We start from the raw sequence: 1,083 nt of genomic DNA on the forward strand, positions 1-1,083 counted from the left end.
AGAAGAAACCGCATATTGATTGAGTGAGAGAGTTGCTATCAGCCCAGCTTCAGAGCCACCAGGCAGTAAGGTGGCGCTCAGAAAGCCCGTTAAAAAAAGCACCCACAATGCTGAATCAGAAAACCAAAGGGCTAAATGTTCAAAAGCTGAATTGAATGCGTCTAGCATGTCATATCAAGTAATACCTTGCCTCTCGTTCGCCCCGATTCCACTTGTTGGTGTGCGGCGATAACTTCAGCCATTGGGTAAATGTGTTGCACTTCTGTTTTAAGTAATCCCACACCTACCATGTACAACAACGTGTCTAACTGTGAAGGATCTGGCTCAACCAACATACCGCTTGCCTCGAAGCCTAACAGCTTGGCCTTGTCACAAATTAATTCAGCGCTAATCGTTGGTACCGTGATCACGCGGGCATTGTCTTTTAGGCACTTGAGAGCATCTAGAGCCGCATCGCCACCAACCAAATCAATTAAAACATCAACGCCTTCAACACGTTCTGACACTGGTGCAAATTGATAGTTCACTGCATGAGCGCCAAGTGTGGCGAGGTAGTCTAAATTTCGTTCACTGCAGGTGGTAAACACTTCGGCTTTTGTCGCCACAGCAATCTGCACCGCTAAGTGCCCTACGCCACCCGCTCCTGCGAGAATTAATACTCTATCGCATTCGCTGACATTCGCTTTGCTTAATGCTTGAGCAGCGGTTTGCCCTGCCAATGGTAAAACCGCCGCCGCTTCTAGCGTGACCGAACTTGGCACGTGACTTAGCTCCGACTCCGGAACACAAACATATTGGCTATAACCACCACCTTGGATAGGAAAGCCAATAAAACCGGCCACTTCATCTCCCACAGCAAAGCGAGAAGTCTTAGTACCACAAGAGGCGACTTTCCCAGAAATATCGTAACCTGGCACCCAAGGCAGTTTGTCTTTATTCTGGGAAGCAGCCCAGCCAAGTCCCGCTCGTGTTTTGACATCGATAGGATTCACGCCAGCATAATGCACCTTGACCAACACTTCGCCAGACTTAGGGATCGGAGTTTCAGCGCTTTGAATCGCCAGAACATTGGCGTCGCCAAAC

1 protein-coding gene and 1 pseudogene are annotated in these 1,083 nt (G+C 48.8%); both read right to left on the reverse strand.

Features of this window, described 5'->3' with window-relative positions:
• Window positions 1-168, reverse strand: a pseudogene (locus R7E42_RS25315) (DedA family protein); the annotation flags it as partial.
• Window positions 162-1,083, reverse strand: a 922-nt coding sequence (locus R7E42_RS25320; protein ID WP_318073281.1) for an NADP-dependent oxidoreductase, incomplete at its 5' end; no start/stop codon positions are given. The gene R7E42_RS25320 and the pseudogene R7E42_RS25315, both read right to left, overlap by 7 nt.

It is taken from the genome of Vibrio sp. Vb1337 (genome assembly GCF_033338715.1).
Lineage (GTDB): Bacteria > Pseudomonadota > Gammaproteobacteria > Enterobacterales > Vibrionaceae > Vibrio > Vibrio alginolyticus.